Origin of the sequence: Streptomyces sp. WM6372, from assembly GCF_001279655.1 — a bacterium.
In the GTDB taxonomy this organism is placed as follows: Bacteria; Actinomycetota; Actinomycetes; order Streptomycetales; family Streptomycetaceae; genus Streptomyces.
In genome coordinates, this window is record NZ_LGDB01000194.1 from 57340 (window position 1) to 80332 (window position 22993).

27 protein-coding genes and 1 pseudogene are annotated in these 22993 nt (G+C 69.3%); 9 read left to right on the forward strand and 19 right to left on the reverse strand.

The window, feature by feature from the left end; translation table 11 throughout:
- Positions 1-1044 carry a hypothetical protein gene (locus ADK52_RS22720; protein ID WP_053691686.1) on the forward strand — a complete coding sequence of 348 codons (1044 nt, stop codon included), beginning with the start codon at positions 1-3 and terminating at the stop codon, positions 1042-1044.
- 142 nt (positions 1045-1186) lie between these two features.
- Here the strand turns inward: ADK52_RS22720 and ADK52_RS22725 are convergent, their stop codons facing one another.
- Positions 1187-1462: a hypothetical protein gene (locus ADK52_RS22725; RefSeq protein WP_053691713.1), complete on the reverse strand. Its 276-nt coding sequence runs from the start codon at positions 1460-1462 to the stop codon at positions 1187-1189.
- Between the two features lie 499 nt (positions 1463-1961).
- Here ADK52_RS22725 and ADK52_RS22730 point away from each other — a divergent pair, with 499 nt between their 5' ends.
- A complete protein-coding gene (locus ADK52_RS22730; RefSeq protein ID WP_053691687.1) occupies positions 1962-2729 on the forward strand; it encodes an SDR family NAD(P)-dependent oxidoreductase in 768 nt (255 codons plus the stop codon).
- A 26-nt stretch (positions 2730-2755) separates the two neighbouring features.
- Positions 2756-3151, forward strand: a complete 396-nt coding sequence (locus ADK52_RS22735) for a MerR family transcriptional regulator (RefSeq protein WP_199828537.1) — start codon at positions 2756-2758, stop codon at positions 3149-3151.
- Positions 3152-3186: 35 nt separating this feature from the next.
- Here ADK52_RS22735 and ADK52_RS22740 read toward each other — a convergent pair whose 3' ends face one another.
- Together ADK52_RS22740 and ADK52_RS22745 are read right to left on the reverse strand one after the other, a co-directional pair.
- A complete protein-coding gene (locus tag ADK52_RS22740) occupies positions 3187-3699 on the reverse strand; it encodes a GNAT family N-acetyltransferase (protein ID WP_053691689.1) in 513 nt (170 codons plus the stop codon).
- A gap of 153 nt (positions 3700-3852) precedes the next feature.
- Positions 3853-5217, reverse strand: coding sequence for an NAD(P)/FAD-dependent oxidoreductase (locus ADK52_RS22745; protein WP_053691690.1), 1365 nt, complete (start codon positions 5215-5217; stop codon positions 3853-3855).
- Positions 5218-5653: 436 nt separating this feature from the next.
- Here ADK52_RS22745 and ADK52_RS22750 point away from each other — a divergent pair, with 436 nt between their 5' ends.
- Positions 5654-5887, forward strand: coding sequence for a hypothetical protein (locus tag ADK52_RS22750; protein ID WP_159046006.1), 234 nt, complete (start codon positions 5654-5656; stop codon positions 5885-5887).
- Positions 5888-5893: 6 nt separating this feature from the next.
- On the opposite strand, the gene ADK52_RS22755 is transcribed toward ADK52_RS22750, so the two are convergent.
- The 4 genes from ADK52_RS22755 to ADK52_RS42510 form a co-directional block, all read right to left on the reverse strand.
- On the reverse strand, positions 5894-6235 hold the full coding sequence (locus tag ADK52_RS22755; protein WP_053691692.1) for a DUF6300 family protein: 342 nt from the start codon (positions 6233-6235) through the stop codon (positions 5894-5896).
- Positions 6236-6240: 5 nt separating this feature from the next.
- Positions 6241-9801: a DNA polymerase III subunit alpha gene (gene dnaE / locus ADK52_RS22760; RefSeq protein ID WP_053691693.1), complete on the reverse strand. Its 3561-nt coding sequence runs from the start codon at positions 9799-9801 to the stop codon at positions 6241-6243.
- A 721-nt stretch (positions 9802-10522) separates the two neighbouring features.
- Positions 10523-10918, reverse strand: a complete 396-nt coding sequence (locus tag ADK52_RS43885) for a hypothetical protein (RefSeq protein ID WP_234344167.1) — start codon at positions 10916-10918, stop codon at positions 10523-10525.
- 380 nt (positions 10919-11298) lie between these two features.
- Positions 11299-11460 carry a hypothetical protein gene (locus ADK52_RS42510; RefSeq protein ID WP_159046008.1) on the reverse strand — a complete coding sequence of 54 codons (162 nt, stop codon included), beginning with the start codon at positions 11458-11460 and terminating at the stop codon, positions 11299-11301.
- A gap of 536 nt (positions 11461-11996) precedes the next feature.
- Between ADK52_RS42510 and ADK52_RS40400 the strand changes: the two are divergent.
- Positions 11997-12272: pseudogene (locus ADK52_RS40400) on the forward strand (IS630 family transposase); the annotation flags it as partial.
- 35 nt (positions 12273-12307) lie between these two features.
- Here the strand turns inward: ADK52_RS40400 and ADK52_RS22770 are convergent.
- The 8 genes from ADK52_RS22770 to ADK52_RS22805 all read right to left on the reverse strand — a co-directional run bounded on the left by ADK52_RS22770 (position 12308) and on the right by ADK52_RS22805 (position 18605).
- On the reverse strand, positions 12308-12742 hold the full coding sequence (locus ADK52_RS22770) for a hypothetical protein (RefSeq protein WP_053691694.1): 435 nt from the start codon (positions 12740-12742) through the stop codon (positions 12308-12310).
- Between the two features lie 149 nt (positions 12743-12891).
- A complete protein-coding gene (locus tag ADK52_RS22775) occupies positions 12892-13341 on the reverse strand; it encodes a hypothetical protein (RefSeq protein ID WP_053691695.1) in 450 nt (149 codons plus the stop codon).
- Between the two features lie 46 nt (positions 13342-13387).
- Positions 13388-13795, reverse strand: a complete 408-nt coding sequence (locus ADK52_RS22780; protein ID WP_053691696.1) for a hypothetical protein — start codon at positions 13793-13795, stop codon at positions 13388-13390.
- Positions 13796-14361: 566 nt separating this feature from the next.
- Positions 14362-15015 carry a CE1759 family FMN reductase gene (locus ADK52_RS22785; RefSeq protein ID WP_053691697.1) on the reverse strand — a complete coding sequence of 218 codons (654 nt, stop codon included), beginning with the start codon at positions 15013-15015 and terminating at the stop codon, positions 14362-14364.
- The gene (locus ADK52_RS22790; RefSeq protein ID WP_053691698.1) at positions 15012-16142 is read right to left on the reverse strand and encodes an LLM class flavin-dependent oxidoreductase; all 1131 of its coding nucleotides are present in this window, start codon (positions 16140-16142) and stop codon (positions 15012-15014) included. Before ADK52_RS22790 ends, ADK52_RS22785 begins: the two co-directional genes overlap by 4 nt.
- Positions 16143-16955: 813 nt before the next feature.
- Entirely contained in the window at positions 16956-17210 is a 255-nt protein-coding gene (locus ADK52_RS22795; RefSeq protein WP_147420143.1) for a hypothetical protein, read from the reverse strand.
- A 237-nt stretch (positions 17211-17447) separates the two neighbouring features.
- Positions 17448-17675, reverse strand: a complete 228-nt coding sequence (locus ADK52_RS43890) for a hypothetical protein (RefSeq protein WP_053691700.1) — start codon at positions 17673-17675, stop codon at positions 17448-17450.
- 375 nt (positions 17676-18050) lie between these two features.
- The gene (locus ADK52_RS22805) at positions 18051-18605 is read right to left on the reverse strand and encodes a hypothetical protein (protein ID WP_053691701.1); all 555 of its coding nucleotides are present in this window, start codon (positions 18603-18605) and stop codon (positions 18051-18053) included.
- A gap of 522 nt (positions 18606-19127) precedes the next feature.
- Here ADK52_RS22805 and ADK52_RS40410 point away from each other — a divergent pair.
- Both ADK52_RS40410 and ADK52_RS22820 read left to right on the forward strand, forming a co-directional pair.
- Positions 19128-19532, forward strand: coding sequence for an amidase domain-containing protein (locus tag ADK52_RS40410; RefSeq protein ID WP_078988529.1), 405 nt, complete (start codon positions 19128-19130; stop codon positions 19530-19532).
- A gap of 115 nt (positions 19533-19647) precedes the next feature.
- Entirely contained in the window at positions 19648-20091 is a 444-nt protein-coding gene (locus ADK52_RS22820; RefSeq protein WP_053691704.1) for a hypothetical protein, read from the forward strand.
- 149 nt (positions 20092-20240) lie between these two features.
- Here ADK52_RS22820 and ADK52_RS44835 read toward each other — a convergent pair whose 3' ends face one another.
- From ADK52_RS44835 to ADK52_RS22835, 3 genes are all read right to left on the reverse strand, one after another.
- Positions 20241-20399, reverse strand: a complete 159-nt coding sequence (locus tag ADK52_RS44835; RefSeq protein WP_324615938.1) for a hypothetical protein — start codon at positions 20397-20399, stop codon at positions 20241-20243.
- Positions 20396-20740, reverse strand: a complete 345-nt coding sequence (locus tag ADK52_RS22830) for a hypothetical protein (protein WP_053691705.1) — start codon at positions 20738-20740, stop codon at positions 20396-20398. The genes ADK52_RS44835 and ADK52_RS22830 overlap by 4 nt, the downstream gene beginning before the upstream one ends.
- A gap of 65 nt (positions 20741-20805) precedes the next feature.
- Complete coding sequence (locus ADK52_RS22835) at positions 20806-21591, reverse strand: AAA family ATPase (RefSeq protein WP_234344169.1); 786 nt, start codon at positions 21589-21591, stop codon at positions 20806-20808.
- A gap of 97 nt (positions 21592-21688) precedes the next feature.
- On the opposite strand from ADK52_RS22835, the gene ADK52_RS22840 reads away from it, so the two are divergent.
- Together ADK52_RS22840 and ADK52_RS42515 are read left to right on the forward strand one after the other, a co-directional pair.
- Complete coding sequence (locus ADK52_RS22840; RefSeq protein WP_053691706.1) at positions 21689-21928, forward strand: hypothetical protein; 240 nt, start codon at positions 21689-21691, stop codon at positions 21926-21928.
- Positions 21892-22191, forward strand: a complete 300-nt coding sequence (locus tag ADK52_RS42515) for a hypothetical protein (RefSeq protein WP_159046009.1) — start codon at positions 21892-21894, stop codon at positions 22189-22191. The genes ADK52_RS22840 and ADK52_RS42515 overlap by 37 nt, the downstream gene beginning before the upstream one ends.
- Before the next feature lie 367 nt (positions 22192-22558).
- Here ADK52_RS42515 and ADK52_RS22845 read toward each other — a convergent pair whose 3' ends face one another.
- On the reverse strand, positions 22559-22951 hold the full coding sequence (locus tag ADK52_RS22845) for a nuclear transport factor 2 family protein (protein ID WP_053691707.1): 393 nt from the start codon (positions 22949-22951) through the stop codon (positions 22559-22561).
- Between the last annotated feature and the right edge of the window lie 42 nt (positions 22952-22993).

Sequence of the window (22993 nt, forward strand, 5' to 3'; positions counted from 1 at the left end):
ATGTCTGCGAAGACTCCACGTACACGCCGGCGCCGCATCGTCGCCGGGCTGGCTGCCGCCCTCGTACTGCTGGGCGGCGGCGGGCTGCTCGCCTGGTGGAACACCGACATGCTGGGGCCGGATCGGTTCTGCGGTGACGCCCTGAACTCGTCGGAAGTGAGCGCCGTGCTGGGCGGCCCCGGAAGACTGGCGCAGAGCGGCCTCTATGAGGCATCGGATCCGTATTACTCCTTCTCGTGCAAGGTCCAGCGCACCAGCACATTCGTGGGCGGCGACCAGCCGCTGCTGCAGGCGGAGCTCTCTTTCGACAAGGCCGATTTCGGCCTGGGCGGTTCCCGCCTGTGGAAGAACGCTTCGGCCTCCTCCTACTTCGTAGGCGGGGCCACCGGAGCGGTATCCCCGACGCAGGCATGGGTGCTGCTGCCCGCGGGCTGCGCCAAGGAAGTCCGGCCGGCCTCACAGCACGCCGACGTGCCGGTGCTCGAAATGAACCTGACCCGGGGCCGCAGCAATCCGGCGGCGCTGGCGCGGGCCGCGGTGAGCACCGCCCAGCACGTCGCCGAGGGCCTCGGCTGCGGGGACAGCAACGCGCTGAAGATGCCCTCTCGCTTGCAGGGTCCGGTCGATGACACCGCCCCGGCCGACACCTGCGGCACACAGGGCTTCCGGCTGCCGGAAGCCGCCCTCTTCAAGGGGAAGGCGGAAGCCGGCACGGCGCGTGCCACCGGCCAGGGGTCACGGACACGGGTCTGCGAGGTGATGCTCCAAGGGCCCGGTGATCCCCGGATCACCCTGACCGTCAGCAACGACCCCGCCATCACCGGGGGCGTGCGCCGCGACGAGACGGCCACGCAAGGAAGCGGCCGCACCGTCACCGCATGCTCCTCAGGCGGCCTCTACGTCGCCGTGAGTTTCAACGACGCCTACCGAGATGTGCTCCTGGACCAAGGCAAGGACACGTACGAGACGGCACGTGCCGCCCTCTTCGATTCCTACCGGCATGCCGTGGGCAAGGACTACGGCTGTCCGACTGGCGGACAATAGCGGGCGACACCGATCTCGAGCCACGTCGCCTCGTGGCTGGCATCGAGGCTGCCACCGCAGCCCGGCCGCGTGCGAGACCCGGCGACCGGTGGACTTGCTGCCGGACCGCGAATGCGCCCTGCTCCGCTCCTGACGGGGCCGGTCAGATCGCCTCCTCAACAAGCCCGAAACCCTCCGGGAACCCTTCCAGGAACTCCCGCCGGTCCGGGTCGGGCTCCTCTGCGGCCATCGCCCCGAGCAGATCGAGCAACTCCTGCCTTTGATCACTCGACAGCTGGGTGAACAGATGGGCGATGCCTTCCAGCACCTTCACGGCGTTGTCCGGATCCATCTCCTCGTCGTCACTGCCCTCGATGAACCACAGGACGCCGACCAAAGCCTCGGCCAATGCACGGGTCAGAGACGGATATACGGACATCACGGTGGCCTCTCAACAGGTCAACGACAGAGTCAGGCCATACCACCACACCTCACTGACATCACTTTCCGTGAGCCTCCACAGGAAGTGGACCAGAGCCAGATTTCACTTACGCAGCCAGCCTGGGCCTGTTCGTTGCTCTGCCCGACCGGTCGCCACGTCGGTGTGTCGTTCCGAGGCCCTTGCGTGTCTCCACGGCCCTCAGCTGGGCACACCGTCCGCAGGTCAGGACTGGGCAGAGCTCCGGCGTCCGGCTGCCGAACTGCCTGCGGCCGTACCGGCCGGCGTAGCAGTCTGTGTCGGGCCGTGACTGAGGCAAAGCTGCCAGCGCCAGACGCAGTTTGGACTTGCCCGTGCCAGTCCGTCGGAGGTGTTCGGGTCGTTGAGTGGCTGGACGGCCTCTTCCAGGGAAGGCGCGGGCCCGTTCGCGGCGACCACCGGTGGTGACTACCGCCCGTCAGATGCTGCTTGACCTTGCCGCTGGCGGCAGGGTTGAACGATGAGCGGTATGAACAGCACCGCACCGCAGACCAGCAGGATCGTCGCCGTCACCGGAGCCGGCTCCGGGATCGGCCGGGCCGTCGCCCGCGCCTTCGCCGCCGAGGGCGCCCACGTGGTCGCGATCGGGCGGCGGGTCGAGCCGCTCGAAGAGACCGCTGCCGGGAACGACAGGATCACACCGCTGCCCGCCGACATCACCGCCGAGGGCGAGCCCGATCGGATTCTCCAGGCCGTAGTGGAGACACACGGTCGGCTGGACGTGCTGGTCAACAACGCCGGCATCGTGCGCAGCGGCGCCCTCGGCACGCTGAGGCCAGAGATGATCGAAACTCAGCTCGCCACCAACCTCGTCGCCCCCATACTGCTGGCTCAGGCCGCGCTACCGCTCCTGGATGCGTCGCGCGGGGTCATCGTCAACGTCAGTACATCGGTGGGGCAGCGGGCTTGGCCGGGTAGCTCGGTCTACGCGGCGACCAAAACCGCTCTGGAGCTGCTGACCCGCAGTTGGGCCGTCGAGCTGGCACCCCGCGGGATCCGGGTGGTGGCAGTCGCCCCCGGCGCGATCGACACCCCCATAGGCGAGCACCAAGGCCTGACGCCGGAGCGGATGGCCGCAGTGCGGGAGTGGCAGCTGGCGCACACCCCGCTGGCCCGGATCGGTCGCCCTGAGGAGGTGGCCTGGGCGATCACCAAGCTTGCCGCCCCGGATGCATCGTTCGTCACCGGAGTGGTGCTCCCGGTCGACGGCGGAGCGGTCGTGGCGTGATAGAAGTGGCCCGGGAGGTGGGACGGGTGCGGATCGGTGAGTTGGCCAGGGCAACGGGGACCACCGCTCGTGCGCTGCGGCACTATGAACAGGCCGGACTGATCTCTTCCGAACGGGCCTCCAACGGCTACCGCGTCTACGACGAGCCGGCCGTGGTGCGAGTCCGCAATATCCGCCATCTGCTGGCCGCCGGGCTCACCCTGGACGACGTGCGGGTGTTCCTGCCGTGTTTGGATGGCGATGTGGCTGCGGCACCGCCCTCGGACGGAGGCCTGCGGGTCGCGCTGGAACGGCTGGCGGTCCTCAACCAACGGATCGCCGCCCAGACCGAGGCCCGCGACCGGCTGGAGACCGCCTTGCGACAGGCAGCCGGCGGCCGAGTCCGCCCACCCGAAGCCGGGTGCAGTCATCGATGGCGGTGAACCGGTAGTAGTTCGCCCGCTTCCACCGCTCAGCCTCATCGCTTCAGTCGGAACTCGGCCATCCGCAGGCCAGGCGCCGGCTCCGAGGTCCCCACGCGCGAGAACCCCAGCCGCTCGTACAGGGCAACAGCCGGCAGGTTGTCGGCACCCGTGCTGACCAGTACGTCTCCGGACGGCATCCACTCAGTCAGGAGATGCGCGACCAGCTCCGACGCCAGTCCCTGGCGAAACCACGCTGGATCCACGCACATTCGATGAACATCGATGTCATCGCCCGGGGCCAGATGCTGCCACGCCACGAACGCCGCCAGTTGTCCGTCGTCCGTCAGAGCCCCGGCCCAGCGCAGCGGCTCAGCGCGCAGCTCTTGCAGGGTCTCCCGCAGGGCCGGGATCTCGCTGAAGCCGATCAGGTCAGCTTCGACCGCATACGCACGTCGTCCGACCGCCTGGACTGCCACAGCCATGGCGGCATCCGTCAGGTCCAACTCGCGCAGCAGGAAAGTCCGTCCGCTGCGGGAGCGGACCACGGACGGCTCAATGAAGGACATTCACAGATAGTAGATCCGGCGGATTCCGGAACGAACGCCACAGCTCTCTCCAGCCGAAACCACCCTCACTCCATCCGGTGCCGCCCTCGCTGCGCGGCGAGGGCCCGCCGCCGGTCGGGAAGCTCCCCTCCCCCGCGAGCGCTCGCCGGATCGTCAGGCTTCGTCGGCTGTTGTGCGGGCTCGTACCTCTTGGGGGGTGAGGTAGTGGTCGGTGTACTCGAAGTCGCGCAGCGTACCCGGTTTGTACGTCTGGAAGCCGGTGCGGACGAAGTCGTCACCGGCCACGGCGTTCAGGAGCCAGTTCGTCATCACCCGGGTCTTCGCGGCGCCGGTGCGCAGCGCCGCCCAGTGGTAGCCGCGGGCCACGGCTTGGGCCGGCATTCCGCGCAGGTCGATGCCGAGCGGGCGTGAGACGCCGTCGCGGCCGCCGAGGTCCACGACCAGGCCGAGGTCCTTGTGGACGTACGGACGCAGCGGGGTGCCCCGCAGCGTGGCGACGACGTTGTCGGCGGCGACCCGGCCCTGGCGTGCGGCGTGCTGTGCGGTGGGCGGGCATGGCGCGTCGTCCCCGCCGCCGGCGAGGTCGGGTACGGCGGCCGCGTCGCCGAGCGCGAACGCCCCGTCCGCTCCCGGTACCCGCAGGTCCGCGGCGACGACGAGCCGGCCGCTCTTGGCGGTTTCGGCGCCCAGCGTCGCGATGAGCGGGCTCGCGGCGACGCCGGCCGTCCAGATGAGCGTGCGGCAGGGCAGCACCCGCCCGTCGGTGAGGGTGACGTCCTCGGGGCCGACCTTGGCGACCGAGGAACGGAGCGAGACCTCGATGCCGCGGCGGCGCAGCACGTCCAGGGCGGCCCGGCCCAGCCGGTCGCCGAGTTCGGGCATCAGCTTCGGGGCCACGTCCACGAGGTGCCAGCTGATCTCGCGCCGGTCCAGCCGGGGGTAGCGGCCGATGGCGTTGGTGGTGAGCCGCTCCAGGGAGGCGGCCGTCTCGGTGCCGGCGTAGCCGCCGCCCACCACGACGAAGCCGAGGCGTGAGGCCCGTTCCGACGAGCCGGGTGCGGCGGCGTCGGCCAGGTCGAGCTGGGCGATCACGTGGTCGCGCAGGTGGGCCGCCTCGGCCAGGGTCTTCATCCCGCGGCCGTGCTCCGCCAGGCCGGGGATGTCGAAGGTGCGGGTCACGCTGCCCGGTGCGAGCACCAGGTGGTCGTACGGCTGGTCCACCATCTCCCCGGTGATCTTCCGGATGACGCAGACCTTGGCCCGGGTGTCGACGCCCACGGCCCCGCCGGGCACGATCCGTGTCCGGTGACGCCGGCTGCGGCGCAGCGACACCGCCACCGACTGGGGGGTGAGCACCCCGGAGGCCACCTGCGGCAACAGGGGCAGGTACAGCTGGTAGGAGAACGGAGTGACCAGCAGGATCTCCGCCTCCCCGGGTGACAGCGTCCGCTCCAGGCGGCGTACGCAGGCGACGCCGGCGAAGCCCGCGCCGACGACCACGATCCTCGGTCGCACCATGGTGTCCGTCCCTTCTCGGGTGTACGGGTCCCCGGCACGCCTTCCCCGGCAGGCCGTTCCATGCACGCGGAAAGCGGGACGGATCCGGCCGAGATCGGTGATCCGCTCCTTGCGCCGGCCGAGGGTGACGAGCAGTTCTCGTACGGTCTGCCTGGCCTGGGGGTCTCGCCGGAGAGGAGTAGAGCTGCCCCTCGTGGTTGCGACCCATGAACTTGATGCCGTGGGTGCGCCGCTCCACGAGGGTCAACCGGAGGATCAACCAGAGCACCACCCGCCTTGAGCGCTCGGAGCCCTTCGGGGGCGGCGGCGGGGGCAGGCGTCATCGCGCCGCCGGTGCTGGCCTAGCAGCTACCCGCCGGACGGTAACCGGCCGGTGCGGCGCTCAGCGTCGGCCGCGGTCCACAACCCCAGCGCGCGGACCGCCTTCGCACTGCGCATGATGAGCTGGGAGCCGTTGAGGGGCAAGAAGCTCACCCTGGAGGTCGCCTACGCCGTCATCGACGTCTGCTCGGGCCCCGACGGTGACGCGCGCATCGACGCCAAGCGCCGCGACGACGATGACGTTCCGGGTGATGTTCCGGGTGACGTGCCGGATGAGAGCTCTGAGGGGAAGTGGCCGCTGAAGCCAGGAGGGGCCGAACCTGTGTCGGGTTCGGCCCCTCCTCGGTGAGGACAGTTAGAGACCGCCCTCATGCCACTGTGCCAGTTCCAGGTCCAGGCGCTGGAGGTCCACCGTGCGCTGCTGTGTTTCCTCCAGCCAGGCGTCGGTCAGGGCAGCGAAGGTCACGGCATTGGCGAGATCGAGGTGCTCGTCGACGGCGAACCACACCAGCAGTCCGTCGGCGGCCGGTGTGCCGCGGTCGCACTGCGGGCAGAGGGCAACTTCGCGGATGCCGGTGACCTCAGTGGCTTCGGCGTTCTGCCATGCGTGCGGGAAGCGGGCGGTGAGCAGGGGCGCTCCCGTGCATCGGGCGCAGAGCGGCAGGTCGTCGAGGGCGATCTCGATCTCTCGGGGCACAGGGACTAGGCCACGCCCTGCCAGGCGTCCGGCCCGAAGGTGCCCTTGATGTCGGAGGCGACCGAAGGCGGGTCCACGAGGAACCCGAGTTCGTAGACGATGGTCTTGTCCGGTGTCTGCACCCGCATGCGGACGGGGCTTTCGCCGGGGTGCGCCTTCAGGATGCGGCGCAGTTCCCGGACCGTCTTCTCGTGCATCTTGTGGGAGCGGAAGGAGAGGAGGACCGGGGGCTTTCCGCCGTGTTCGGCGGACGAGACGTCCAGCTCGGCGATTTCCGAGCCGATGATGTTCATGCTGCCGTCCCGGTCCTGGGCCCGACCGGTGACGGAGATGACGCTGTCGGGGATCAGGGCGTGGCCGACGAGCTGGTAGGTGGCCGGGAAGAAGCAGACCTCGATGGCGGCGTCACGGTCGGCGAGGGTGACCGCGGCCCAGGAGTTGCCCTGCTTGGTCATCTTCCGGTCGACGGACGTGATCAGACCCGCGATCTTGACCTGTCCTTCCTGGCCCGACGTCATGATTTCGGTGATCGTCGTGTCGCGGTTGCGGGACAGGATGTGCTCGGTGCCGTCCAGCGGGTGCGCGGAGACGTACAGTCCGAGCATTTCGCGTTCGGTGGCCAGCAGCTGCTTGCGCGGCCACTCTTCCTCGGTGATGGGGAAGTCCAGGCCGAAGGCCGGGGTGTCGTCCGTGCTGCCCATGCTGGCGAAGAGGTCGTCCTGGCCGTACGCCTCGGCCTTCTTCACCGGGATGATCGCGTCGATCGCGTCCTCGTGGACGGCGGAGAGTCCCTTGCGGGTGTGCCCGAGGGAGTCGAAGGCACCCGCCTTGATCAGGGATTCCACGGCCCTCTTGTTCAGGGCCCCGATTTCGGACTTGTCGAGGAAGTCGGCGAAGGAGGCGTACTTGCCCTGCTTCTTTCGGGAGGTGACGAGCGACTCGATGACGCCCTCGCCCACGTTGCGTACCGACTTCAGGCCGAAGCGGACGTCTTCGCCGATGGCGGTGAACTCGGCGACGGACTCGTTGATGTCCGGCTGGAGCACGTTCACGCCGCTCTTGCGGGCGTCGGCGAGGTAGATGGCCGCCTTGTCCTTGTCGTCTCCGACGGAGGTCAGGAGCGCTGCCATGTACTCGGCGGGGAAGTTCGCCTTGAGGTAGGCCGTCCAGAACGAGACCAGGCCGTATCCGGCGGTGTGGGACTTGTTGAACGCGTAGCCCGAGAACGGCAGCATGACGTCCCACAGGGCCTTGATGGCTTCCTCGGCGTAGCCGTTCTCCTTCATGCCGCCGTGGAACTTGTCCCACTCGGCGGCCAGGACTTCCGGCTTCTTCTTGCCCATGGCCCGGCGCAGCAGGTCGGCGCCACCGAGGGTGTAGCCGGCGAGCTGGCGGGCGATGGCCATGATCTGCTCTTGGTAGACCAGCAGGTGGAACGTCGTACCGAGGATCGGCTCCAGCGGTTCGCGCAGGTCCGGGTGGATCGGCGCGATCTCCTGGCGGCCGTTCTTGCGGTGCGCGTAGTTCGTGTGCGCGTTCGCGGCCATCGGGCCGGGGCGGTACAGGGCGAGGGCGGCCGCGATGTCCTCGAAGCGGGTGGGCTCCATCAGCTTCAGCAGGGTGCGCATGCCGCCGCCGTCGAGCTGGAAGACACCGAAGGTGTCGCCGCTGGCGAGGAGCTCGTACGTCTTCTTGTCGTCCAGCGGGATGGTCTCGGTGGACAGGTCCAGGCCGCGGTTCTCGCGGACGTTCTGGATGGCCTGGTCGATGACGCCCAGGTTGCGGAGCCCGAGGAAGTCCATCTTGACCAGCCCCATGTTCTCGCAACTGGGGTAGTCGAAGCCGGTGATCTTGACGCCGTCCTTGGCCCGCATGTGCAGCGGGATCCGGTCGGTCAGCTTGGTCTTGGAGAGGATGACGGCGGCCGCGTGCACGCCGGTGTTCCGGATGAGGCCCTCGACGCCGAGGGCGCCGTCGATGACCTTCTTCACATCCGGTTCGTTCTCGTACATCGTGCGGGCCTCGCCGGCCTCGCTGTAGCGCGGATGCGAGGAGTCGAAGAGCCCGGTGATCGGCATGCCCTTGCCCATCACGTCCGGCGGCCAGGCCTTCGTGATCCGCTCACCGTGCGCGAAGGGATATCCCAGGAGGCGGGAGGTGTCCTTGATCGCGTTCTTCGCCTTGAGCTTTCCGAAGGTGTTCACCATCGCGGTGAACTCGTCGCCGTACTTGTCGACGACGTAGCGGACCATCTGGTCGCGCTTGCGGTCGTCGAAGTCGAGGTCGACGTCCGGCGGGTTGATGCGCTCGGGGTTCAGGAACCGCTCGAACAGCAGACCGTGCTCCAGGGGGCACAGCTCGGTGATGCGCGTCGCGTAGGCGACGATCGAGCCGGTGGCCGATCCACGGCCCGGGCCGACGGGGATCTTGTTGTCGCGGGCGTACTTGCAGATGTCCGCGACGACGAGGAAGTAGGAGGAGAAGCCCATCGGACCGATGACCTTCATCTCGGTCTCGAACCGCTCCATGACGTGTTCGGGGACCGGAGAGCCGTAGCGCATCTCCAGGCCCTTGATGACGTCCCTGCGCAGCCAGGACTCCTGGGTCTCCCCTTCCGGTACGTCGGGGAAGTCCGGCATCTCGTTCTTCTCGGCGAAGACCTCGTCGTAGGACTCGATGCGCTCGGCGATCAGGAGCGTGTTGTCGCAGGCCTCGGGGAGCTCGGAGAAGAGCTCGCGCATCTGCTCGGCGGTCTTGAGGTAGTAGCCGGACCCGTTGAAACGGAACCGGCCCGGGTCGTCCTTGTTCTTGCCCACGCCGATGCACAGCAGGTTGTCGTGCGCGTCCGCGTGGTCCTCGAGGACGTAGTGGGCGTCGTTGGTCGCCAACAGCGGGATGCCGAGGTCCTTCGCCAGCCGCAGGAGTCCGCCGCGGACGTTCCGCTCGAGGTCCAGGCCGTGGTCCATCAGCTCCAGGAAGTAGTTCTCCTTCCCGAAGATGTCCTGGTACGCCGCGGCGACCTCGCGCGCCTCGTCGTACTGGTTCAGCCGGAGCCGGGTCTGGATCGCGCCCGAGGGGCACCCGGTGGTGGCGATGATCCCGCTGGCGTGCTCGGAGATCAGTTCCATGTCCATGCGGGGCTTGCCGGACGGGAACTGGCCGGTGTACGAGGCCTCGGTGGACATGAAGAACAGGTTCCGCAGGCCCTCGACGTTCCGTGCCCACATGGTCATGTGGGTGAACCGGCCGCCACCGGAGACGTCCTTGGAGCCTTCGCCGTCATCCGACATGGCGCGCTGGCCGCCGGGCCCCCAGAATTCCTGCTTGCGTGCGCGGCGGGAGGACGGTGCGACGTACGCCTCGATGCCGATGATCGGCTTGACTGTGTCGAAGCCCTTCGCCACCTGCTGGAACTCGTACGCCCCGAACATGTTCCCGTGGTCGCTCATCGCGATGGCGGGCATGCCCTGGCGGGCGACCTCGGCGAACATCGGCTTGAGCCTCTGCGCGCCGTCGAGCATCGAGTATTCAGTGTGATTGTGCAGGTGAACAAAGCTGTCGGCCACCGGGCAGGCACCTCCGCATGCGAGGTCGAGGAAGCCCCCAGCGTAACGCCTGTCCCAGGCGCACACGTTCCTCCGGAGGGACTCCGGGGAGATCAGTATCGGCTTCGTAGCAGACCCGCCGACCGTCGGCGAAAGCCGGTCGATTCCCCGCCGGCGGGGAGCGCCTGCGGCACCCGGGGCGGGGCCGCGGACATGGGTGGCCAGCCCGCGTCAGCCCGGCCGGCCAGTCCGCAGCCGACGGAATCCCCGGGTCCCCGGGTCCCCGGGTCAGCTCTTGTGATTCCAGTCGGTCAGGGCGGCTCCGTGCAGCATGGAAACCTGCTGCGTGGCCAGGACCCGGGGCAGTGCGGGGTCGCCGTAGGCATAGTGGTGAACCGAGGGCGTTGCCGGGACCGGTCGCGTCCACGACGTGCGGAACTCAATGCCCCGAACCCCGTAGGGCTCGGCCCGGGCGACGGTGAGAATGGCGAACCCCTTGCGCAGTGCCGGGCAGCGGGCTATCGACGTGTCCGGACAGGGACGGCAGATGGGGGGTAGTCGACCGGGAGACGCTGGCTGAAGCCGTGCACGGCGGCCTCTTGGGCCAGGTCCAGGAGCTGAGCGGTGCCGACGGCTCGGACAGTGCGGGGAAGGGTCGGGGGCATGTCGCGATGATGCCAGGAAGCCTGTGCGGGGCCGAGAAGTCAGCTGTGCGGGATCCGACGAAACGAACTGCACTCGGCTACCGGCCCTCCTTGTGGCGACGGCGGCCGAGCGCGCCAGAGAGTTCACCGACCGGCGCGAGTACGTGTCCGCCATCGCCCGCGCACCACCACACGGCCTCGCCGTCCCGCTCCGAGCCGTGGACACCGAGGTCATGCCGGGGGCACACCGGCCAGACCTGCCAGGTCTGTTCGAGCAGGCTCTCCTGAATCATGATCGTCAGGCTGCTCAGTGCCATGGTCGGGTCGCTGCACATGCCCGGCAGGATGGGGCCGCCCCATTGGAGCCCGTCGCCGCCGGCAAGGCGGACACCGGCTCCCGCCGGGAACCAGTCCTCCAGGACCTCGATCTCCGGTACGCCCTCGATCCCACGCGTGGCCAGGTCGCGGGCAATGATCCGCAGCGCGGCGCGCAACGTCTCCCAACGCTCGGGGGCGAGGTCGAAGCCGGATCGAAGCCCGCGCCGTCCAGGATGCGCCAGGCCAGAGCTGTCATCTCCCCCTGCGGCACCTCGGCTGGGTTCCGTTCGACGACCTCCCCGATGGCTTCGGTGCAGTGGGACCAGTCGTGCAGTTCGCAGGCGAGGGCCACCACATCGTGCGGGTCGAGGTTGTCCTCGCGCAGGCCGAGGTAGACCCTTCGCTTCAACCGTTCAGCAGCCGCTTCGTACTCGGCCATGGCGTTGCTCACCGCCCCAGTATCCCGACGCAGCGCGGCCCCCGCTGCATGGCCTTTCGGCATCACACCTGACGCACTCACCAGCGGAACTACGACCTCACCACTTGATCGCGGCCGTCACTCGAAAGGAATCGCACCCATCCGGCTGTCGAGGACCGAACCGACCTCGGCTCCGTCCGGGCGGGCGAAGCCGAAGCGGTCCTGCTCCTCGGGGCGTCCGGAAGCGCCGGGCCACGCGGCGGCGGCCGCCTTCACGGAGAGGCGGTCCGCGCTCGTCACCCCGCAGGTGCGCCGGCGGCAGAGTCCGTCGGTTCCCGGGGGGGTGGGCGGCGCGGCACACGCGGTCGGTGTGCAGCTCGGTCGTGAGCTGCCCGCCGAAGGCGCCGAGCAGCAGCCCGCACCAGAGGGCGTCCTGGTCGTGGCGCCGACGGAAGGCGTTCAGCTCGACCGCCTCCAGCGGCAGCAGCAGCGGCTCCTCCGACTCCACGCGGCCCAGAGCCGCCGTCCATCCCCGCCCCTGTCGATTTCCACTCGTTGGTCGTGTGATCACTGCTCGGCGCGCATGCGCCGTTTCTCCCGCCGCTGGTGGTGCGCGTGGGCGACCTGGGAGTCGCCGAGGCAAAGGAACGCGATGGCGTGGGAGACGAGGACGGTGATCACATCGGCGGCACCTTCGGGGCCGCGGGCCGGGACCAGGGTGCGTGCGGTCTCGTCGAAGAGGTCGAGTACGGCCTCATCGCCGAGGGTCAGGCCCAGGCGGTCGGCCAGGAAGTGGCGGACGAGCGCGGCGGCGTCGGCGAGCTGCTGCTCGACACCGAGCTCGGCGGCCGCGCCGACGGCCGAACCGGGCCGCGCTGTGCTTCACCCCGGCCCACGCGTCCTGGGCCAACCCGATCGAGGCCCACTTCGGACCCTTGCGGCAGTTCACCGTCGTCAACTCCAACCACCGCAACCACACAGCACAGACCCGGGCCCTGCACACCAACGCCCGCCACCCCGATGTCCTCGCCGCCCAGCGCCGCGAACGCGTACGCATCCGCAGCGCGAAAGGCATCCGATGGTGCGGACGTCCCGTCGGTGAAGCAGCATGAGTTCCGGTCTCAGGTCGGGTCTCGGGTCTCAGGTCTCAGGTCTGAGGTTCGCTCCGCAGGTCAACGAAGCCGGTTTCAATGTCGCCGCGGAAGGTGAGGGCTTCTTCGCCGATACCGAGGGCACTGAGCAGGAGGTCGAGGGCCGCGTCGACGTCTGTCTGGGCGCGACTGACCCAGACGAAGACATCGGGGCGAGGGCTGCCCTCCAGCCGGCTGAGCGCAAAGTCGATCTTCTGGATGCGGAACATCGCCGCATCCACCGCGCCCAGGTCCTCCCAACCCCGTTCGATGTTCAACCGCAGCCGCGCGGCCAGAACGTCCAGCGACGGAGACACGCCGGCAACCAGCCGGAAGGAGCTCGCCGCGTACTCCCACATGCTGGCCTGGAAGGCCGGGTTTCGCTTGCCGCCCTGGTACTCCGGCGCGCATTCCCAGTCCGGTTCCGGCCCAGGAACCTCGACCTCCGCCATATGCTCTCCCCCACCCCGCCACTGAGCTGTGACCCCTCGTAGACCAGCGAATGTACCGCCGGTACGTATCCAGCTGCTGGATCTCATCCGGTCGTCCCGCGGCCTGCCGATCAGCTCGACGTGGTTCCGTCCTGGCCCGGGCGCTCCTCTCACCGCAGGTCGGTACGTCCCAGCCATGCCGGTTTCACCGGCACGCCGTCCTCGTAGCGCTCCACCGACGGCGGCAGTGAGGGAGGGGGCGGGGACTCCGGCGTTGTGGCCGGTAGCGTCTCGGTCTCTGCCGGCCCATCGTCGACCCGTTCAACCCGTTCGACCGGGGTAGGGCGGTCGGTGTCGTCCAGGAGTTCGGCAGCCGAGAAGCGGGTGGCGTGGGACTGCCACGCACCGTCGACAACCAGCAGGAATCCATCACCCTCGCGAAAGAGGCGGCGACGCTTGGGGCTCCTGGGATGCTCCGGCGTATAGGCGCGCGCCCGCCTCTCCAGTTCCGCCAGAGCCGCCTCGCGCCCACCCTCCACATGTGCCATCACGTAGGCCTCGGTGTGCTTGCGCTCCCCCAGGCCCACCGTCGTCTCGAGGATCAGTCCCCACGTCGCCAAGGCCGTCCTCCTTCCCGTTTCCCGACGAGCACGCGTTCGACAGGCATCACTGACGCTCCCGGCGAGACGGGGGCGAGCCGCCTTCAACGGTCACTTCTGCGGGCCAGATGCCGTGCTCGATCATGTGTGCCACGGCGTGGCCGGCGACGTCGAACGCGACGGTGTCCCGGTCGGCGTAGCTGTCGACCTGCCCGTTGGACAGCAGATAGCCACCGGAGGAGCCTTCGGCGCGCGGATCGGCCAGATGCTCACCCGGGCCGTCTTCCCCGTCCAGCAGTACGACCGTCGCGCGTTCGCCGTTGGTGACCACGGCCAGGAGCCGTCCCGCGTCATTCTCGAACCGGGTCTCCTGGTTCGCCCAGTCCCACCGATGCCGAAGCAGCTGCCGAGCTTCCTGGCCGGAGTAGGGGTGGCCGTCAGAGCCTTGCAGGTGCCAGGGGCCGGTGGTGGTCAAGGTGATCCTGCCTGCCTCGATCTGGCGTCTCCGAACGGCCGGGGTGCCGGATGTGCCGGATATGGATGATGGCAGCGCCGGGGCGGCGTCTGAGTGGGCCCCATTCTCACATCCACGGCCACCGGGGCCTCAGGTGGTGGTGCGCCGCCGTTTGCCGGTTCCCGCGAGGAGTGCGGCGCCCATGGCGAGGGCCGCGCCGGATCCGCCGAGGGCCCAGATGGTGGCGGGGTCGGTGCCCGTGGCCGCGAGCCGGCCGCCGGTGGCGGGGTGGGTGGCTGTCGGCGTACCGCCGTCGGGCGTGGGGTGTTGCCGGTGCCGGCTCCGCCGCCCTGACCGCCGCCCCCGCCCCCGCCCCCGCCCCCGTCGCCGTCGGTGGCCGGGGCAGCGACGAATGCCTTCCCTACGTTGGCGTCCGATGTGGCCTTGGCCCGCAGCCGGATGTGCCACACCTCGACGACGTCGTACTGGCGGGAACGCGACACCCGCCAGGCACACTTTGTCCGGTAGTACCTGACCGGCACGGGAACGGCGTCGAGGGGCGGCAGTTGCCGTACCCAGCCGTACGGTTACTCGGCCCTCAGTGCGGCCAGTCGTTGTTCGAACGGCACCACTGCGAAGCCGTCCGCCGGGTCCACCGACGTGATCGCGCCCGTGAGGGAGCGGGGTGCGATCGCGGCGGCGGTGTCGACGTCCACGGCGGTGTCCCCCGTGGCGGGAGCCATGAAGCGGGCCAGTTCCGCGCCCGCTCGGGTGACCCGCTGGGCCAGGCCCTCGTCGCCCCAGTCCTCGGACGCGGCGTAGACGGCCGTGGGGAGGGCCAGGGCGCGCAGGTAGGTGAAGAGGGGGCGCAGGGCGTGTTCGGTGACCAGGGAGTGCCGGGCCGTGCCGCCCGTCGCGCCGAGGAGGACGGGTTTCCCGGTGAGGGCGTCCTTGTCGATGACGTCGAAGAACGACTTGAACAGGCCGCTGTAGGAGCCTGCGAAGACCGGGGTCACGGCGATCAAGCCGTCCGCGGCGGCCACCGCGTCGAGCGCGGCGGCCAGCCGTGCGGGCGGGAACCCCGTGACGAAGTGCTGGGCGATCTCCGTCGCGAGGTCCCGCAGTTCGATCACTTCGGGCTCGGCGTCCAGGTGGCTGAGGGTCGCGGCCGCGAGGCGGTCGGCGAGCAGACGGGTCGAGGAGGGCGAGCTGAGTCCGGCCGATACGACGATGAGCTTCATGCCCGCGTCTCCTCCTCCTTCACGTCCTTCGAGATGCCCTGCGGCTGGGCGGTGTTCGCGGCCGCCGCCGCGCGGGCCGCGTGCGTCGGGGCGTCGGGCACCCCGGCCGGGCGGAGGTTCGCGAACTCCTTGCGGAGCACCGGTACGACTTCCTCGCCGAGCAGGTCGAGCTGTTCCAGGACGGTCTTCAGGGGCAGGCCGGCGTGGTCCATCAGGAACAGCTGGCGCTGGTAGTCACCGGCGTAGTCCCGGAAGGAGAGGGTGCGCTCGATGACCTGCTGCGGTGAGCCGACGGTCAGGGGGGTCTGGGAGGTGAACTCCTCCAGGGAGGGGCCGTGGCCGTAGACGGGTGCGTTGTCGAAGTACGGGCGGAACTCGCGGACCGCGTCCTGGGAGTTCTTCCGCATGAAGACCTGGCCGCCGAGGCCGACGACGGCCTGCTCGGGGGTGCCGTGGCCGTAGTGGGCGTAGCGCTCCCGGTACAGGTTGACCATCTGCTTGGTGTGGGAGGCGGGCCAGAAGATGTTGTTGTGGAAGAAGCCGTCGCCGTAGTACGCGGCCTGCTCGGCGATCTCCGGCGAGCGGATGGAGCCGTGCCACACGAAGGGCGCGACGCCGTCCAGCGGGCGGGGCGTGGAGGTGAAGGACTGCAGCGGCGTACGGAACTTGCCCTTCCACGTGACGACGTCCTCGTCCCACAGGCGGCGCAGCAGCGCGTAGTTCTCGATGGCGAGGTCGATGCCGTCTCGGATGTCCTTGCCGAACCAGGGGTAGACCGGGCCGGTGTTGCCGCGGCCCATCATCACGTCGACGCGGCCGTCCGCGACGTGCTGGAGCATCGCGAAGTCCTCGGCGATCTTGACCGGGTCGTTCGTGGTGATCAGTGTCGTCGAGGTGGACAGGATCAGGTTCTCGGTGCGTGCGGCGATGTAGCCGAGCAGCGTCGTCGGCGAGGAGGGGACGAACGGCGGGTTGTGGTGCTCGCCGGTGGCGAAGACGTCGAGGCCGACCTCCTCGGCCTTCTGTGCGATGGCGAGCATCGCCTTGATGCGCTCGTGCTCGCCGGGCACGCGTCCGGTCGTCGGATCGGCCGTGACGTCGCCGACGGTGAAGATCCCGAACTGCATGGCTCCCCTTCCTGGGATTGTTTACAATTCAACCATACCCTGGAACCGGGAGTGCTTCCCAGGTATTCCTGATGTCGGTGGGGCGGGGCCGATGCCTGGTCGGGCGGCATGGGGGCCGGGGCCCCGGGCGAAGCCGCCGGGGAGTCGGCCGACCACGGGCGCTGAATGTGCGCCCTGCTCGCCGGCCTCGCCCTCATCGCCTACCCCCTGAGCTGGTCCTTCGGCCCACCCCGGACCATCTCGGCGGCCGGACCGGCAGGCCCCTTCCTTGCCCCCGGCGCCCGGCGGACCTTCCGCGCCCCCGACCACCGGGCCGGTCCGGTCCGGTCCGGCCCGGCCCTGCCCTGCCCAAGACGGCTCCGACGGCACCACCGCCGTCCGCCGGTACCTCATGGCCGCCACCGGCGAATTGGCCGGATGCCGCAGCCGCGCGGCCGCGAACCCCGACACCCCATGGGTGGCGCGCCCGGGCGCGGCGTACAGGGCCGTGTGGTGGGGCACCTTCGCGCCGGCGCTGGGCCATGGCGAGCGCCTGCGGCGGTTCGGCGGCAGCCGTTGTGGGGCACGGTCGCGGGGCGGGAGGCACGACGTGGAGGTTGCGGACGACCGCGAGCACGAACACCCGCGGTCCCGTCGGCCAGCCCTGGGACCGACGGGACCGCAGGCGCTTCGCGTCGTAAGAGGCCGGGCGTCGGCACGCCCGGAGCAGTCGGTCATCCCCCGGAGTCGTCGTGCGTGCTCCGTACCAGCCGCTTCCGGGGCGCCAGGCCCGCACCCACCCAGGGGATGCCGTGCCAGGTACCTCTTTGGTTTCTAGATCGTGTAGGGGTACAACTCGATTACCGGTGTCACGAAGAGGACTCGCTGTCCAGCTGACGGGAGCGCATCGGCTTCCCAATCGACCAAGACGATGTCCGACCCCAGTCGCAGAGACACGACGCCGTCGTCATCCACCGAGTCCACCACGGCGCAGACCGTCACGTCGCCCTGTGGAGCGGCCACCAGCACGTCCGCCGACAGATCGGCCGGCGTCCATGTTGCGACCGCGTCCGGAATATCGATCTCCACGTGCGCGGACCCCGCCGCAGGTGCCCTCGAACGCACGGACCTCGACGATCTGCACTGGCCTCTCATGGAAGTGGAACCGCGTGGGCTCTCCGCCCATCTCATGGCCGCCCAGCCGAATGCTGCGTTTTGCCGTCTGCGGAGTCCGGTCCCCCGGCGTCCGGGAGGGCGGTGTGTGGATGGACGTTCGTGTCTGGGCCTTCGCCGGACCCCCCCAGGCGTCCATCGCCTCCAGTCGGCCTATGAGCCGGAGCGAGAGGACCTGCCCCAGCCCGGCGGCAGCAGGTCCCAGGAGTCGTAGCGAAGCCATTCGCTGAACGTGACGGGGCGGGCGCTGCCCCTGTGGTCGAGGGGCAGCGGGATGATCAGGTCGCAGGTGGCGCGACCATCCCACCACACCGTGCCTGCGAGTGGACCGGCGACCGCCAGCAGAGTGTGGAAGCCGCAGCCGTGGTCCTGCAGGATCACGGCGCCGGAACACCGGCTTGGCGGGCTTCGCCTCCTTGAGGTACGCACGGTAAGCGGCCGGGAAGGACACACCAAGCTCTTGCTCGGCCATGACCAGCTCTTCCTCGGTCAACGGCGGGGATACGGACTGGCGGTGCATGGTGTCGAGCCTAGAGCTGAACGAGCTGTGCGCACCACGGGATGAGACGTACGCTGCCGCCGCCTCTATGCGTCGGTCGAATGACCTGCAACCGCGTCGATCGCGGCAGCCCACTCCGATCCCTGGCTCTTTCGCGAGCCAGACGGCCAGACGATGACCTCTAAGAACTGGTCAGCGAACGGCAGGGCAGGTCCCCACCAGGCCATCATGAACGGCCCCGGCAAGTCCCCGGTCCGCTAACGCCCAGCCCGGTCCGGTCCGGTCCAGTCCACTCCAGTCCAGTCCACGTTCCATTCCCGCGGCAGGTCCTCGTCGCAGAAGACACAGACGAAGTCTTCCTCGCGAACGACGTTCAGCTGGCTGCAGGAGGGACAGCGCCGGAACACCACCTCGTGGGTGAAGCAGGACGGGCACTCGATCCCGGCTGCCGCCAAAGCCTTCGCGACGACCGGCCACGAGCTGATGTCCGGGCAGTATCCGGTCGACTGGTTGCTCACCTCAGCGACCACCCACTGCCCGGACTCCTCGCGGAAGCTCATCTCCCCGGCGCCCAGCACTCGGCCACCGCCAGCACACACCACGTGCTCACTCCGGCGCGGCGCGAGCCGCAGCACACCCTCCGAGTCGATGACGAACGTGAACGGCTCGGCCAGCTCCACCGCTGCCTGAGCCGAAGCCCATTCGTCGAAATCGGCCGCCGAGTGGATGCTTCGGCCCTCGGCCTCCGGCCGGACAAGGGCCCGCACATCAGGCGGTCCCACATACCGATAGCTCCACCCCAGCAAGTTCACGCTGGTCAACCTAACGCCGCCCGAGGCCAGGCCCTGCGGAATTACGTGAACTTACCCCTGGGAACAACGCGAACGTTCACACGACAGACCCTGGCGGATTGGAAGCCAGCGACAGGCGTCAGGGGCCTTGCCTGCCTGAGGACGCGGTGGGAGCTTTGCGACCGCATGGGAGGACCACATGGTCGGCCTGGGGAAGCGGATGAACACCATGGCCGACAACCTCCACACCACGGCCAACGCCTACGACACCACCGACGCCCAGGCGGAGGACGCGTTCAGCAGGCTCCGGCACGGCCTTCCTGGTCGAGGCGTCCCACGTCGAATTCGACATGCTCAGGGCGGACATCCCGGTCGGGAAGGACCCGCACCTCCAGCGCGCCTGGTGGGACGGCCTGACCCCGCAGCAGCAGAAGGACCTCACGCGGGCCGGTCCCGTGACCCTGGCCGGCCTCAAGGGCCTGCCGACCAAGGTCGGGCGCGGGCTCCGCGGGCCCGACGGCAAGATCGACCGACCGGGTCGAGATGGTGCGGTACGCACTCGAACGCTGGGACAAGAAGGACGACCTGGACCACGGGGCCTTCGGCAATTGCACCAACTTCGTGTCGTCCAGCCTGGAAGCGGGCCGCATGAAGAAGAGGTTCTCGCCGTGGACGGGGCTGATGTGCGACGACACCTGGGGCCGCCGGAGCGGGACCGGGTGGGACCGGCTCGACCAGAACGCGTACCACTCCGAGTCCTGGGCGCGGGCCGAGGGCTGCAGAACTTCCTGCTGCGCCACGGCAGCAAGGAGATCCCGAGGGCGGACGCGCGCCCGGGTGACATCATCTTCCACGAGCAGGTGGCGCCCGGCACGGAAACGGTCCCGGGCGAGACCCACCATGCCGCCGTCGTCACCTCGGTCACCCCTGACGGGGACATCAAGCTGACCCAGCACACGAGCTCGTTCCAGAACGTGAGTCTGGACAGCCGGGAACACATCGCGCACAGGAACGGGGGCGAGCAGGGCACCCGCATCGTCCGCCCCGAACCGAATTGGTACTGATGGCCGCCACCTCACCCTCCCCCGCTACGACCGACGGCACCGCGCGCCCGCGCGCCGTGACGTTCGGCACCGTGACGGCGGCGCTGATGGTGCCGCTCATGATCGTGGCGGGTGTGGTGACCTCCCTGCACACGCAGGAGATCCAGCATGAGTGGGCCGACCGGCAGCGGGAGGTCTGTCGGCACTTGCCCTTCCCGATGGCGGAGTACGCCGCTGGGTGGGCCGGTGCGATCCTCGGCGTAGCGGCGGTGGCGGTGTGCGTGCTGCTCGCGCGGCGGCTGCGCGGCCGGTACGGCCTCCGGCTCGGGGAGAGCTGGCCGGGTCTGCTCGCCGGCACCACCGTGTGGTTCAGCGTCCTGGCGATTCCGATGGAGCTGATCCAGCTGTACGTCGTGTACTCGGCCGCCGCGTCGGGGATCAAACTCGGTGACGGGTGTTGGTGAGCTCGTAAGCCCGGAGCTGTCGACGGGCGGTCGACCAAACGACCTCGAACTCATCGGCCGACAACCGCTGCGGGTCGTGCCCCTCCCACTCAGAGATGGGCGGCTCGGCGGTCAGACCGTAGACGCTCTCGTATGGGGCCAGCCGACCGTCACTTTGGTTCTTGCCACTCGGCCAGCGAGGCAGCGGCCAGTGCCCTGTTTCCGGGCTCCTGAAGCTCGACTTGCCGGAGCACGTACCCGTCGGTGTCCAGCTCGAAGTAGAACCAGACGGCTTCCTCGTCCCAGAAACAGCGAACCCAGCGTGTCACGGGTTCACCGCGTCGAAGGGCTCGTCGTGCCAGCGCCAGCCGGCGGTGCCGTCGTCGTGGATGTGCAGCATGAATTCGGCGACCGGGCTGCCGTCGGGGAACGTCATGGTGAGCGCACCGCGGATCTGGGTGTAGCAGGCGTCGGCCTGCTCCCAGTCCTCGTCGTCAACAGCCCGTTCCTGCCCGGCGAAGAGGGGACGGAACTCTTCAAAGCCAGGCAGTGCCTCGACTTCGGCGTGGGTCCAGGGCATGTCGGTGCCGGTCACGGTCAGCCCCGCAATCTCCTGGTCGCCGTGGTGAAGCCGCCACGTACTGCCGGCGGTCAGGTTCGGGTTGGCCATGTCCCCATGATGGCGATCACCACTGACGGACGGGGAACGAGGTCATGGCACCTCTCGACTGCGGCTCAAGCCTCCGGAGCGGCCGAAGGCCGGGGCTGGATGCTTCCGGTGAGCTCCTGGTACGCATCCATCACGTCACCCACGTGCAGCGTGGTGACCTCGTCGTGCGACGGAACTCCTGAGCTGCCGTGCCGGTCGAAGACGCGCAGGTCCCGCGCCGCGGCGGTCTTTCGGGCGAGTTCGCGCGCGAAGCGGCCGTTGCCGAGGCGGTCGATCATGCCGTGGGTGACGGCGAGGTCCCACGACGTGCGCAGCGCGACCGCCGCCTCCTCGGTGAGCGAATCCCCCTGAGCCGCCAGGAACGACTCCGCGATCAGCGCCAGCTCGTCGGCGGCGTAGGAGGGGAAGTCCACCCGCGTGTTGAAGCGGGAAGCGAGACCCGGGTTGGTGGAAAGGAGCTCGGCGATCTCGTTCGGATACCCGGCCAGAACCACGACCAGGCGGTGCCTGTCGTCCTCGGCCCGTTTGAGCAGCACCTGGAGTGCTTCCTTCCCGAAGGCGTCACCGCCCGAGTAGCCGGTGTTGGACAGCGCGTAGGCCTCGTCGATGAAGAGGACGCCGTCCAGTGCCCGGTCGATGGCACCGGACGTCTTGATCGCTGTCTCTCCGAGGCGCTGTCCCACGAGGTCGACGCGTTGGGCCTCGACGACATGGCCTCGCTCCAGCAGGCCGAGCCCGGCGAAGATCTTGCCGACGATGCGGGCGACCGTGGTCTTGCCCGTGCCGGGCGGCCCGGCGAAGACCAGATGCTGGGGAGCCGGCGCCGCGGCCAGGCCCTGGCTCCTGCGCACCGCGGCCATCCTCAGCTGTGCCGACAGGCTCCGCACCTGTCGTTTCCAGATGCCATGGACGTCCGCCCACTGCGAGAGCACCGACCGCGTTCCCGTCATGCCCGTGGTACTTGCGGGCGGACTCCGTGCGGACGAGGTCCAGGACTTCCGGCACGAGATGTGCCCGGTGCTGTACCGCGCCGCCGGGGACGCCGAGCTGACCTGCGTGCGTGACCTCGACGTCCTGGACGAGCCGGTGGACGCCCGCATCGGCATCGCCCCAGATGTGGCGCTGCTCGTCCAGAACGGCGCCGTCGTCGGTTGGAGCCTCACCGACCCCGCCCGGTACCTGACCTGACCACCGATGACCGCGACCCGGACCCCGACCCCGGCCCGCCGACGCCCGCCATCCGTCGGCTGCTCACCGAGTGCCCGGACCTGGTCACCGATCCGCTGATCTACGACGTGGAGGACCGGGATCCGGCCGCCCTTGCCCGGCTGCTGGCCGCTGACCAGGCCCTGCGCGATCAGAGTGAGGACCGGCACCGCGCCGGCGCCCTGGCCGCGCTGATCGCGAATCTGGTGGACACCTATGGGACTGGTGATGGTCGGCCGGTGTGAACGGCTGCTCTGGTGGTACCGACGGGCGTCGGCCGGCCCTGGCCTCCGAGGACCTCAAACGGTTTCGCGACGCCGCGTCAGAGGAGTGACTGTGCCCAGTCCGTGGCCGGGGGGCAACTCGCCCGGCAGGTCTCAGGCGGCCATGGCCCTTCACACGGGGCCGGGTCGAGAGGGCCGGCGCCTGGCGTGACGGTACGGTCGCACCAGTCACACACGACGGTCGCGTGGGCGCCCGCGGCCTCAATGACACCGGCCGCATCTTGGGCGGCTTCGAGCCAGTCGGGTCGCGTGACCGCTACGGGCGCGCCGTCAAGCAGGAGCTTGCTGTTCCAGAGGCTGAGGCCGGTGATCGAGCCCCAGCCACGACTCAGCGGGCGCTGCCCATGGTGCGGTCGGCTTCGGAGCCGCTCAGCATCAGGGTGGTCTCCTCGATGCGGTGGAAGCGGCCGTCGGGGGCCAAGTCGGCGAAGACGTAGACCTCCATGGTGACGGTGGTGCCGTCGTTCTTGGTGATGTGGCAGGTGTGCCGGTCGGCGTACTTGTTGCCGTCGTACAGCTCGTCGTGGACCTCGACCTCGCCGTCGGCGACGATGCCGCGCAGGTGGCTGATGTGGTCGAGGAACTCGGCGCGGTCGGCCCACTCGCCGTCCGTGCGCTGGCGGTACCCCGGCGTGAAGTGGCGCTCGGCGGCCTCCTCCAAGGTGATGTCGCGGTTGAAGAGCAGGTCGCTCAGGGCGGATTCGATTCCCGTGCGGTTCATTGCGGCTTCCTTGTGGTGGGTGGCTGGGTGGCTGGGTGGGTG